Source organism: Agrococcus versicolor, assembly GCF_039531815.1.
GTDB classification, from domain to species: domain Bacteria; phylum Actinomycetota; class Actinomycetes; order Actinomycetales; family Microbacteriaceae; genus Agrococcus; species Agrococcus versicolor.
In genome coordinates this window covers 204,344-215,881 of the sequence record NZ_BAAAQT010000001.1, presented here as the reverse complement: position 1 = coordinate 215,881, position 11,538 = coordinate 204,344, and the positions used below count along the sequence as shown (strand labels likewise).

10 protein-coding genes are annotated in these 11,538 nt (G+C 75.3%); 6 read left to right on the top strand and 4 right to left on the bottom strand.

The window, feature by feature from the left end; genetic code table 11:
• Positions 1 to 35: 35 nt before the first annotated feature.
• Together ABD249_RS01060 and ABD249_RS01055 are read left to right on the top strand one after the other, a co-directional pair.
• Positions 36 to 1,085, top strand: a complete 1,050-nt coding sequence (locus tag ABD249_RS01060; RefSeq protein WP_344339425.1) for a threonine aldolase family protein — start codon at positions 36 to 38, stop codon at positions 1,083 to 1,085.
• Between the two features lie 499 nt (positions 1,086 to 1,584).
• Entirely contained in the window at positions 1,585 to 2,331 is a 747-nt protein-coding gene (locus ABD249_RS01055; protein ID WP_344339424.1) for a YdeI/OmpD-associated family protein, read from the top strand.
• Positions 2,332 to 2,376: 45 nt separating this feature from the next.
• On the opposite strand, the gene ABD249_RS01050 is transcribed toward ABD249_RS01055, so the two are convergent.
• Entirely contained in the window at positions 2,377 to 3,006 is a 630-nt protein-coding gene (locus ABD249_RS01050) for a pyroglutamyl-peptidase I (protein WP_344339423.1), read from the bottom strand.
• Between the two features lie 124 nt (positions 3,007 to 3,130).
• On the opposite strand from ABD249_RS01050, the gene ABD249_RS01045 reads away from it, so the two are divergent.
• Complete coding sequence (locus ABD249_RS01045; RefSeq protein WP_344339421.1) at positions 3,131 to 4,825, top strand: sigma-70 family RNA polymerase sigma factor; 1,695 nt, start codon at positions 3,131 to 3,133, stop codon at positions 4,823 to 4,825.
• Between the two features lie 221 nt (positions 4,826 to 5,046).
• Positions 5,047 to 5,976 (top strand): ROK family protein, encoded by a 930-nt coding sequence (locus ABD249_RS01040; RefSeq protein ID WP_344339420.1) that lies wholly within the window; start codon positions 5,047 to 5,049, stop codon positions 5,974 to 5,976.
• Between the two features lie 95 nt (positions 5,977 to 6,071).
• On the opposite strand, the gene ABD249_RS01035 is transcribed toward ABD249_RS01040, so the two are convergent.
• Both ABD249_RS01035 and ABD249_RS01030 read right to left on the bottom strand, forming a co-directional pair.
• The gene (locus ABD249_RS01035) at positions 6,072 to 6,728 is read right to left on the bottom strand and encodes a response regulator (RefSeq protein ID WP_344339419.1); all 657 of its coding nucleotides are present in this window, start codon (positions 6,726 to 6,728) and stop codon (positions 6,072 to 6,074) included.
• Positions 6,725 to 7,945 (bottom strand): sensor histidine kinase, encoded by a 1,221-nt coding sequence (locus ABD249_RS01030; protein WP_344339416.1) that lies wholly within the window; start codon positions 7,943 to 7,945, stop codon positions 6,725 to 6,727. Before ABD249_RS01030 ends, ABD249_RS01035 begins: the two co-directional genes overlap by 4 nt.
• Positions 7,946 to 8,063: 118 nt before the next feature.
• On the opposite strand from ABD249_RS01030, the gene ABD249_RS01025 reads away from it, so the two are divergent.
• Positions 8,064 to 8,834: a GAP family protein gene (locus ABD249_RS01025; RefSeq protein ID WP_344339414.1), complete on the top strand. Its 771-nt coding sequence runs from the start codon at positions 8,064 to 8,066 to the stop codon at positions 8,832 to 8,834.
• Between the two features lie 86 nt (positions 8,835 to 8,920).
• Here ABD249_RS01025 and ABD249_RS01020 read toward each other — a convergent pair whose 3' ends face one another.
• Positions 8,921 to 10,525: a DEAD/DEAH box helicase gene (locus ABD249_RS01020; protein WP_344339853.1), complete on the bottom strand. Its 1,605-nt coding sequence runs from the start codon at positions 10,523 to 10,525 to the stop codon at positions 8,921 to 8,923.
• A gap of 842 nt (positions 10,526 to 11,367) precedes the next feature.
• On the opposite strand from ABD249_RS01020, the gene ABD249_RS01015 reads away from it, so the two are divergent.
• Positions 11,368 to 11,505 carry a hypothetical protein gene (locus tag ABD249_RS01015; protein ID WP_344339412.1) on the top strand — a complete coding sequence of 46 codons (138 nt, stop codon included), beginning with the start codon at positions 11,368 to 11,370 and terminating at the stop codon, positions 11,503 to 11,505.
• Positions 11,506 to 11,538: the final 33 nt, after the last annotated feature.

The following is an 11,538-nucleotide window of genomic DNA, read 5'->3' as shown; positions in this document are numbered from 1 at the left end:
CGGCGTTCCGCCTCCGGAGTTGGGAGGATGGGAGGGTGCAGCAGATCCACGACACCTCCGTCCGTACCTTCGCGAGCGACAACTACGCCGGCGTGCACCCCGCGGTGCTCGCCGCGATCGCGAGCGCCAACGACGGGCACGTCGTCTCGTACGGGCTCGACCCGTACACGGCCCGCCTGCAGGAGGTGGTGCGCGAGCACCTCGGGCCGCAGGCGGAGGCCTTCCCCGTCTTCAACGGCACCGGCGCGAACGTGCTGGCGCTGCAGTCGAGCCTCCCGCGCTGGGGTGCGGCGATCTGCGCGTCGGGCGCGCACGTCAACGTCGACGAGGGCGGCGCCCCCGAGCGCGTCGCAGGCCTCAAGCTGCTCACGGTGCCGACGACCGACGGCAAGCTGACGCCCGAGCTCGTGGACCGTGAGGCGTGGGGCTTCGGCGACGAGCACCGCGCGCAGCCGGGCATCGTCACGATCACGCAGTCGACGGAGGTCGGCACGGTCTACTCGGTCGACGAGATCGCGGCGCTCGCCGACCACGCGCACGGCAAGGGCATGCTGCTGCACGTCGACGGCGCGCGGATCGCGAACGCTGCGGCGGCGCTCGACCTGCCGCTGCGCGCGTTCCTCACCGACGCCGGCGTCGACATCCTGTCGCTCGGCGGCACGAAGGATGGCGCGCTCGCGGCCGAGGCCGTCGTGACGCTGTCGGAGCGCGCGGGCGCCGGCCTGACGTACCTGCGGAAGCTCGACATGCAGCTCGCGTCGAAGATGCGGTTCCTGTCGGCGCAGCTGCTCGGCCTCTACGACGGCGACGTCTGGCTCGAGAACGCGCGGCACGCCAACGCGATGGCCGCGCGCCTGCGAGCGTCGCTCGAGGGCGTCGAGGGCGTGTCGTTCGTGCAGCCGACCCAGGCGAACGGCGTCTTCGCGCACCTGCCCGTCGGCGTCGCCGACCGCGTGCGCGAGTCGTTCATGTTCTACGACTGGAACGGCGAGTCGGGCGAGGTCCGCTGGATGTGCTCGTGGGACACGACGGAGGCCGACGTCGACGGCTTCGCGGCTGCGGTGCGCGCGGCGGTCCGCGCGTAGGGTCCCGTCTGCGCCGACCGGTCACGACCTGCGCTGACCGGTCGCGAACTGCGCTGACCGGTCACGAACTGCACTGACTGGTCACGTCCTGCGCCGACTGGTCACGAACTGCGCCGACCGGTCACGAACTGCGACCGAATGGTCCAGATCTGGACCACTCGCCCGTCGAACGGTCCAGATCTGGACCAATCGGCACGCGCCACCGCTCGGGCGACACCGAAAGGCCACGAACTGCGCCGACCGGTCACGAAGCGCGCCGACCGGTCACGAACTGCGGCCGAATGGTCCAGATCTGGACCACTCGCCCGTCGAACGGTCCAGATCTGGACCACTCGGCACGCGCCACCGCTCGGGCGACACCGAGAGGTCACGAACCACGCCGACCGGTCACGAACTGCGGCCGAATGGTCCAGATCTGGACCACTCGCCCGTCGAACGGTCCAGATCTGGACCAGTCGATCGAGCGACCCGCGTCGGAGGCACCTGCCATCATGACGGGATGACGCAGCCGGGCACGCCGGGCGGGAGCGCCGAGCGGCCCGCCGTCTTCTTCCGCGATGCGGCCGAGCTGCGGGCCTGGTTCGAGGCCAACCACGAGACCGCCGCCGAGCTGTGGATGGGGCTGCACAAGCGCTCGTCGCCCGCATCCGACCCCGGGCTCGGATGGGCCGATGCCGTGCCCGAGGCGCTGTGCTTCGGGTGGATCGACTCGGTGTCGCAGCCCATCGACGAGCACACGCGCCGGCAGCGCTGGACGCCGAGGAAGGCGGCGAGCACCTGGTCCGCCGTCAACGTCGCGCACGTCGAGCGGCTCCTCGCCGAGGGCCGCATGCATCCGGCAGGCATCGCCGCCTACGAGCGACGGACGCCCGAGCGCACCGGCACCTACTCGCACGAGCAGGAGGCCATCGCCATCGGACCGTCCGAGCAGGCCGTGCTCGACGCGAGCCCGGCAGCCACGGCGTTCCTCGCCGCCGCGACGCCGAGCTATCGCAAGGCGGCGCTGCACTGGGTCGCGAGCGCGAAGCGGGAGGAGACGCGCGCCCGACGCGCGACGCTCCTGGTCGAGGCGTGCGAGACGGGTGCGCTGCTGCCCCATCTGCGACCGGCACCGACGCCCCGGTGGCTCGAGCGCGCAGCAGCCGCGGCGGATGCCGCCCGCACGACGACCGGCGACCGAGCCGGGCTCGCGGTCAGCGACCGAGCCGGGCGCTCGCAGCGACCGAGCCAGACCCGGAGTCGGTGACCGAGCCGGCCACCCGCCCAGCCGAAGCCACCGCATCCCCCGCCCTCAGTGCCCCGCACCCACCTGCGCCACCGCCGACCGCACGCACGCCGCGAGCGCCACCGCGAGGTCGTCGATCGTGAGCCGCGTCGCTCGGCCTCCGCGCGCATCCGTCTCGCCCCCGACGCCTGCCACGCCCGCGCTGCGCACCGCCGGCACGTGGACGAACGCGGCCGGCACGCCGAGACCTGCGACCTCGACGGCGATGCGGTTGCAGACGAAGCCGCCCGCATCCTCCGACGCCTCCGCCGGCACGCGCGCGGAACGGATCGCGGCGACGAGCGCGTCGACGTCGAGCGTCGCCGGCCGCAACGCGGGGCCGTCGTCCACCGGCTCGTCGCGGGGTCGATCGCCGCGCTCGTCGGGGATGCGCGCATCCATGCGGTTGCGCCCGTGCCGCTCGGGGGTGACGGTGACGCGGCCGCCGGCCTCGCCCACGGCCAGCACGGCGTCGGGCGCATGCTGGGCGACGAGCGCGCGCAGCGCGGGCGGGGCGGTCGCGAACGCGACGGGCAGGATGCCCGCGACGAGCTCGACGTCATCGACGCCCTCGCTCGCCAGGCGCAGCACCGCCTCGCGGCTCGCGTTCTCGGCGTCGCCGCCGAACGGCTCGAATCCCGTGATCAGCACGCGCATGCTCCATCCTCGCATCGGGGTACAGGGGTGGGCGCAGGCGCGGCGAATGGTGCCACGATGCACTGCACCGACCGACGATCGTTCGGCGCCGGTCGGCCGTCGACGGCCGACGGATGGAGTGCCCATGACGCTCGAGCTGCACGAGGCGGCGGCCATCCGCGCGCTGCTGCGCGACGAATGGGATGCGCTGCAGCCGAGACTCGTCGCGATCGCCCAGCGCATCGTGCGGCGGCGGGAGGTCGCCGAGGACGTCGTGTCGTCGACGGTGGTCGAGCTCATCGAGCGCGTCGACGCCGGCGAGGTCATCCGGGAGCCCGCGGCGTACCTCGCTCGCGGCGTGCGCTTCCGCGCCATCGACGTCGTGCGCTCCCGCGACGGGCAGGCGGTCGTCGGCACCGAGGTCGCCGACGCCGCCATCGCCTCGATGACGGATGCCCGACTCGGCGCGATGGCCGTCGACGACCTCGACGCGCTCGCGCCCGTGCGCGAGGCGTTCGGCGCCCTCTCGCAGCGGCATCGCGACGTGCTGACGCGCACCGTCATCGACGAGCAGCCGCTGCGCGAGGTCGCCCGCGCATGGGGCATGACGCCCAACGCCGTCGCGGTGCTCGCGCTGCGGGCGCGCCGCGCGCTGCGCGCCGAGCTCAAGGCCGTGCTCATGGAACGCGCTGGCGGCGCATGCGCCACGCATGCGCGGTCGAGCAGCCGCGCAGCACTCGCGCACGCCGCGCGGTGCAGCCACTGCCGCGACGTGCGCTCCGGACGCGGCACGGGGCGATGGGTCCTCGGGCTCCTGCCGCCGCTGCTCGGCGTCGGAGCGGCCGTGCTCTCCCCCGCGCGCAGCGCCCATGCCGCGGTCGCCGCAGCGGTGCAGCAGCCCGCCGTCGCCCTGTCGTCGCTCGCCGTCACCGCGGTCGCGACGACGGCGATCGTCGTCGGCGTGGGCGGCGTCGCCCCGTTCGAGGCGCCCTCGCCGGTCGCCGCGCCCAGCGCCGTCGCGCCGACGGCCGGTGACGAGGCACCTGCGGCGGATGCGGTCGACCAGGCGGACGGCATGGTCGCGCCCGCACCGGTCGCGGTCGAGCAGTCGGTCGCGCCCACGCTCACCCCGACCACGCCCACGGTGGCGCCGCCCTCGGCGATCGGCGGCTCCACGGGCCCCGCCGTGTCGCCGACGCTCGCCTCGGCGCCGGCCGCGTCGGAGCCCCCCGCAGCCGGAGCCCTCGCGAACCCGGCGGATCCCGTGACCCCCGCAGGCCCCGTGACCCCTGCACCCCCGGAGGCGCCGGGAGCCCGGGAGCCGACCGAGCCCACCGGTCCCGGACGCCCCGGTCCCGTCGTGCCGATCGACCTCGGACCGAGCGATCCGCTCGAGCCCACGGTGCCCATCGACCTGCCCGACCCGGACGAGCCCACCGACCCCGTCGTGCCCGATCCTCCGGCCCCGCCGCCTTCGCCTCCGCAGCCTCCGGCACCCGCAGCACCCCCATCTGCGGCGACGTCGTGGCTCGGCGGCTCGCTCCTGGTGCTGCCCGTCGGCACGGTGGCGCTCTCGGGGCTCGTGCCGGGCGCGACGTACGACCTCGCGCTCGACGGCGGGATGCTCGCGATCGCGAGCGCCTCCGGTGGGCTGTCGTGCGAGCTCGGCCTCGGTGCCATGACGACGACGTGCGTCGCGAGCGCCGACACGGCGACGGTGACGATCGCTGCGGCCGACCTGCTCGTGTGCGGGCTGCCCGCGACGCTCACGGTCGCCGCACGCGACGCCGCGGTGCAGCAGCCGCTCGTCGCGACCCTCGGACCGGTCACCTGCCTCTGACCGCACCAGACACGCCCGGCCCGCGGAGCGAGGCTCGCCACCGTCATGCTCGCGCACCCTGGCCCGTCCTCATGAGGACGCCTCTGCGTCGGCCCGACGTCCCGCGTCGGGTCGAGCGGAGGGACGCGGGTCGGCGTCCCTCCGCTCCTCCACGCCGCCGCGACGCCTCCGCCCCCGGCTCGTGCGACGCATCCGCGCCCGTGGCACGGCAGGATGGTGCGGTGACTCTGCTCGGGATCGACGTCGGCGGCACCAAGGTCGCGGGCGTCGCGATGACCGAGGCCGGCGAGGTGCTGCATCGCTCGTGGCGCGAGCACGGCATCCGCTCGGCCGCCGCCCTCATCGACGAGATCGCGCGCACCGCCGACGAGCTGCGCGCGGCGCTCGAGGCCGCCGGGCAGCCGCAGCCCGAGCGGCTCGGCCTCGGCATCGCCGCGTGGCTCACGCCCGACGCGTCGACGATCGCGTGGGCGGCGCACTTCCGCATCCGCGACTTCCCCGTGCGGGAGGCCGTCGCGGCTCGCGTGGGCCTGCCGACGGTCGTCGACAACGACGGCAACGCGCACGGCCTCGGCGAGCATCGCTTCGGCGCCGGTCGCGGCACGCAGTCGCTGCTGCTCGTGTCGCTCGGCACCGGCGTCGGCGGCGCGCTCGTCATCGACGGGCAGACGCTGCGCGGCGCGCACGGCTTCGCGGGCGAGCTCGGCCACGTCACGGTCGTCGAGGACGGTCCGCTGTGCTCGTGCGAGTCGCACGGATGCCTCGAGGCGTTCGCAGGCGGGCAGGCGCTCGCTCGCGTCGGGTCGCGCATCGCCGCCGCGCGCGAGCTCGCCGGCGGCGGCCCCGTGACCGCGAAGCACCTCGTCGACGCGGCCCTCGCGGGCGATCCCGTGTCGATCGGCGCCGTCGGCGACGCCGGCATCGCCATCGCGGCTGCCCTGCGCCGGATGCTGCCGGCGTTCGACCCCGAGGTCGTCGTGCTGGGCGGCTCGGTCGGCATGGCGGCGCAGTCGATCCTGCTGCCGATCGTCGAGCAGGAGCTCGCAGCGCTCGCGCCGCTGCAGTCGGTGCCGCAGCCGCGCCGCATCGTGCCGGCGGCCCTCGGCCGCTGGTCGACGGCGATCGGCTCGGCGAGCCTCGCGCTCGCCTGAGCCGCGACCCTCGCAGGCCGCGCGACGCCGGTGCCCGGCGCAATGCCTCGCGCAGCCCCGCTGCTCGAAGACGTCGACCGCGCCGACTCCCCCGCCTACGCGATGCCGGCGTCGCGCGCGATGACGGCGGCACGCATGCGCGAGGGCGCGCCCAGCTTCGCGAGCACCCGGGAGACATGGGTCTTGATCGTGGGCTCCGAGATGCCCAGCCGCAGCGCGAGCTGCGCGTTCGACAGCCCCGCGCCGAGCCCGACGAGCACCTCCCGCTCTCGACCCGTCAGGTCGTCGATCCCCGCAGGCTGCGCGACGGCGATCGGCGCGGCGGCGCGCACGCGCGCGAGCACCCGCATCGTCACCTCGGGCGCCAGCACGCCCTCGCCGGACGCGACGCGCCGCACCCCGGCGATGAGCGCATCCGGCTCGGCGGTCTTCAGCAGGTATCCGGACGCGCCGGCCGCGAGCGCGCCGTCGACGTGCTCGTCGACGTCGTACGTCGTGAGCACGAGCACGGCGACGCCGAGGGCGACGACCTCCTGCGTGGCCGCGATGCCGTCGAGGCGCGGCATCCGCACGTCCATGAGCACGACGTCGGGTCGCAGCGCCGTGGCCTGCTGCACCGCCGCGCGCCCGTCGGCCGCCTCGCCGACGACCTCGATGCCCGGGTCGGCGGCGAGCACGGCCGCGATGCCGGCCCGCACCGCGGCGTGGTCGTCGGCGACGACGACGCGCACGACGCCCTCCGCGCCGCTCATGCCGCCACCGCCTGCCGCGGCACCTCGGCGTGCACGACCCAGCGGTCGTCCGCCGTCGCCCCGACGCTCCCCGACCCGCCGACGGCCCGCCAGCGCTGCGCCATGATCGCGGCACCGAGTCCCGTGCCGCCCCCGGCCGGCGCGCCGGGCACGAGCGCGTTCTCCACCTCGAGCCGCACGACGTCGCCGTCGACGCCCGCGCGCAGCCGCACCGGCTCGCCGGGCGCATGGCGGGCGGCGTTGACCAGCGCCTCGCGCGCGATGCGCATGAGGGCGTGGGATGCGGCGCTCGTCACCGCGTCGACGGGCAGGTCGACCTGCGCGTCGAGCTCGACGGCGAAGCGCTCGGCGTCGCCGCGCAGCGCGTCGACGTCGTCGATGCCGACGGCCACCTCGTCGTCGTCGCGACCTGACGTGAGCACCGTGATGAGCTGCCGCAGCTCCTCGAGCGCCTCGACGCTCGAGGCGCGCACGGCGCGGATCGAGGCAGCGGTCGCCTCGTCGGCCGGCTGCCGCGCGGCGAGCGCCGCCGACTGCAGCGCGATCGCCGACAGCCGGGCCGCGAGCTCGTCGTGCAGCTCGCGCGCCATCGCCGTGCGCTCGTCGCGCACGGCGCCCTCCCGCTCCGCCGCGGCCGCACGCGCCACGGCGTCGGCGCGATCCGACTCGGCGCGCAGCAGCTCGTCGCGCTGCCGCACGGAGATGCCCCACACGGCGGGGCCGGCGATGAGCATCGCCAGCGCGAACGCGAGTCGCAGGCCGTTCGCGAGGTCGACGTCGCCGGCGACGATCCACACGAGCGCGAGCACGACGCCCGCCACCACGGCCGTCGCAAGCGAGAGGTGCCGGATGCGGCGGCGCTCGTCGAGCATCGCCGCGTAGATGCAGTCGAAGAGCGCGATCACGGGCACGAGCCCGAGGGAGCCCGTCACGGCCGCGACGTCGAGCACGACCAGGAGCCCGGCGCCGGCGACGGCCACCACGGGCGCGGCCCGCTTCACGAGCAGGCAGGCGGCGACGGCGATCGCGAGCGCCGACGGCATCCAGGGCAGCCCGAGGGGCATCGACGGGTCGGCCGGCGACGCGACCCCGAGCGCGGGAGACGACAGCCCTGCGGCGAGGGCGATGACGGCGATCACGACGACGCCGGTGCGCGTCCGGTAGCGCACGAGCGGCAGGACGTACTCGTCGAGCGGTGCGCGGCGCTGGTCGACCATGCCCCCATCCCAGCATGCCCGCCTCCGCACCGGGTCATCCGAACGACGGAGTCCGGCCTGCGGTGCGTGCGACCTTCCGCCGACGCGCGGTGCGCCGAGCCGCCGGAGGGTGGAGCCCATGGACCCCCTGACGCTCGGCACGCTCGCGCTGCTGGCCCTCGCCGACTCGACGAGCTTCGGCACGCTCCTCATCCCGATCTGGCTGCTGCTCGCATCGTCGCGGCCGAGCGTGCCGCGCATGCTCGCGTACCTCGGCACGGTGGCCGGCTTCTACCTCGTGGTGGGCGTGCTGCTGTCCATCGGCGCACGGCTGCTGCTCGACGACCTGCAGGCGTGGCTCGCCTCGCCCGTCGGCGGCGCCGTCGTCATGGCGGTCGGCGTCGCGCTGCTCGCGCTGGCGTTCCCCCTCGCCCGGCGCGGCCGCGACCGCGAGGGAGCGCCTGCGCGTCTGCTGCGCTGGCGCGATCGGGCACTCGATGCGGAGTCGGGATCCGTCCTGCCGCTCATGGGGCTCGCGCTCACGGCGACGGCGCTCGAGGTCGCGACGCTGCTGCCGTATCTCATGGCCATCGGCATCATGGAGGGCGCCGACCTGCCGCTGCCGGTGCACGGCGCCGTGCTCGCCGGCTACGTCGTCGTCATGGTGCTGCCGGCTCTCGCGCTGCTCGGCGTGCGCATCGCGGCGCATCGCGCCGTCGAGCCGTGGCTGCAGCGCGTGAACGACTGGCTGGTGCGGCAGGCGGGCGAGCTCACGGCGTGGATCGTGGGCATCGTCGGGTTCCTGCTCGTGCGCGCGGGCGCCGATGCGTTCGGCGGTCTGGAGGTCGTGGTGCCGGCGATCGGCGGGGTCGTGGAGGAGGTGGTGCGCGGGTTCGTGCCGATCGGCTGACGTGCGCGGTCGCGCCCCGCGCACGACGACGCCCGCGCCCTCTCGAGGAGGACGCGGGCGTCGTGGATGCGTGGGTGCGGCGGACGTCAGCCCTGGGCGCGACCGGCGCGGCGCGAGCCGTCGCGGCTGCCGCCCGAGCGACCCTGGCCGCCGGAGCGGCCGCCGTCCTGCAGCGAGCCGCCGCCGCCGGACGACCATGCGACCGACGAGCCGCCGCGGGCGCTGCCGCCGTCGCGGCGCTGGCCGCCCTGACCCTGGCCGGCACCGCGGCCGCGTCCCTGGCCACCACCGGCGCTCGCGCCGCCGTGGCCGCGTCCGCGACCCTGGCCCTGACCCTGCAGCTCGGAGCGCTCGCCCCGGCCGCCGGCCTCGGCACCACCGGTGCGACGCTGCGACTGCTGCTTCACCTCGGGACGACCCGAGCGGTCGCGACGCGGGCGACCCGCACCCGCGCCAGCCTCTGCGCCGGCGCCGGCGCCTGCACCGCGGCCGCGACGCGAGCGCGCGCCACCGGTGCCGCCGCCCTGCTGCTGCGGGATCTCGTTGCCCGAGCCGGGGCCGCCGGGGACGGGCGTGACGATCGGTGCGACGTCGCCGACGAGGCGGGTCACGGGAGCCGACGTGGCCGTCACCTTCTGCGCCTGCACCGCGATGGCGGCCTTGCGCAGCAGCTGCATCGTGTCGGAGCGCTGCGCGGGCAGCATGACGGTGGCGACGTCGCCCGCCGAGCCGGCGCGTGCCGTGCGGCCCGAGCGGTGGAGGTACGACTTGTGCTCGAGCGGCGGCTCGACGTGGACGACGAGCTCGATGTCGTCGACGTGCACGCCGCGTGCGGCGACGTCGGTCGCGACGAGGACCTTCACGGAGCCGTCGGTGAACGCGCCGAGGTTCCGCTCGCGGGCGTTCTGCGACAGGTTGCCCTGCAGGTCGTGCGCCGGGATGCCCCAGGCCGTGAGCTGCTTGGCGAGCTTCTTGGCCTGGTGCTTCGTGCGCGTGAACAGGATGCGACGGCCCGAGCCGGACGCGAGCGTGCGGACGAGCTCCATCTTGTCGTCGGCCGAGACCTCGAACAGGTGGTGCGTCATCGCGGCGACGGGCGAGTTCGCCTCGTCGACCGAGTGCATGATCTCGTCGTGCAGGAAGCGCTTGACGATCTTGTCCACGCCGTTGTCGAGCGTCGCCGAGAACAGCATGCGCTGGCCCGACTGCGGCGTCTTGTCGAGGATGCGCGTGACGACGGGCAGGAAGCCGAGGTCGGCCATGTGGTCGGCCTCGTCGATGACGGTCATCTCGATGGCCTCGAGGCTCGCGATGCGCTGCTTCATGAGGTCGTCGAGGCGGCCGGGGCAGGCGACGATGATGTCGACGCCGCGGCGCAGCGCGTCCTCCTGCGGGCCCTGCTTCACGCCGCCGAAGATCGTCGTGACCGTGAGGCCCGCGGCGTCGGCGAGGGGGCGGATCGTCGCGGCGATCTGCGTCGCGAGCTCGCGCGTGGGCGCGAGCACGAGACCGAGGGGCATGCCCTTGCGGCGACGGCCGCCAGCGAGCTCGCCCGAGAGGCGCTGCACGAGCGGGATCGCGAACGCGAGCGTCTTGCCCGAGCCCGTCTTGCCGCGGCCGAGGACGTCGCGGCCGCGGAGCGTGTCGGGCAGGGTGTCGGCCTGGATCGGGAAGGGAGAGGTGCGGTCCATGCCGCGCAGCGCCTCGACGAGGCGAGGCGTGACGCCGAGGTCGGCGAAGGAGGGCAGGTCGGAGTCGACCTGCGGGGCGGGCGCCGAGGGCGCGAGGTTCGAGGGGGTGATGGTGCTCATGGCTTCGTCTCTGGCAGCGCTGAGGCATGCCGTGTCGGCCCACGCGCACGCTGGGGCGTGCCGGATGGGCGGTGGGCGTCGTCGCTTCGGAACGGGCGATCACGACGGTCGTCGCGTTCGTTCGCCGCGGTTCCGTGCCCGGCTGCCCGGCCGATGGGATCCGGCAGATGCAGGGGCGCGTCCACGACGCAGGCGAGCGGGTACCGCTCGCAGGTCCTCCCATCGTAGCGCGTCGAGCGTGCCGATCGCGAGCGCATCCCCGCAGGCCTCGAGGTCGACCGGCGCCGCCTGCCGACTAAGCCCCGCTCGGGCGGTCGCGTGCGAGCGGCGGACGACGCTCCCCGCAGCGGCAGCGGCTGCCCGTTCGCCTGACGCCTCACGCCCGGCGCCGCCCGGTCCCGCCCGTGCCCAGACCGGTCCCGATCGCACCCGGACTGGTCACGACCGCACCCCGACTGATCAGCGTCGCACCCGGACTGGTCACCGTTGCACTCGGACTGGTCACGGTTGCACCCGGACTGGTCACCGTTGCACCCGGACTGGTCACCGTTGCACCCGGACTGGTCACCGTTGCACCCACGCTGGTCGCGGTCGCACCTCGAGTGGGCCTCTCGAGGTGCAACCGTGACCAGTCCTCGCGGGATGGCTCCACCGCGCGGGGGAGCCGGGCGTCCACCGGGCGGGCGACGCGGACGGGACCAGCCGCACGTAGCGTCGAGGACATGGAGAACCTGCCGCTGTTCCTGATGATGCTCATCCCCGCGCTCGTCGTGACGATCACGGTCGCGGCGATGGCGCCGCGCCTCAACGCGCAGTGGCGCGAGCGTCGCGCCGAGCGCGCCGCAGCCTCGAAGCACTGACGCTGCGCGACCGCGACGACGGGACGCCGCGCG